The organism is Streptobacillus felis, assembly GCF_001559775.1.
GTDB lineage: Bacteria > Fusobacteriota > Fusobacteriia > Fusobacteriales > Leptotrichiaceae > Streptobacillus > Streptobacillus felis.
In genome coordinates, this window is the sequence record NZ_LOHX01000094.1 from 1 (window position 1) to 270 (window position 270).

Here is a 270-nt window from a genome sequence, read left to right on the forward strand (position 1 = left end):
CCTATTTTTTCAGCTAATGAATCTAATGTTTTAGCTCTTTTAACATAGTCATCTATAGTATTAGTACATCCAGCAGAAACTAAAGAATAAGGTGTTATAGAGACAATTTTATTAACTATAGCTATTACATATTCCTTACTTATATCTTCACCAGTTTTAACTAAGTATTTAGCTCAACAATATATTTTGTTAGTTATGTTTTTACAAAAAATATCTAAATCATTACTTACACAAACAAGTAAACTTATACATAGAGTTATAGTTCTTACA

At 24.8% G+C, this 270-nt stretch carries 1 pseudogene; it reads right to left on the minus strand.

Features of this window, described 5'->3' with window-relative positions:
• Window positions 1-161 (minus strand): annotated as a pseudogene (locus AYC60_RS09550) (DUF711 family protein); the annotation flags it as partial.
• Window positions 162-270: the final 109 nt, after the last annotated feature.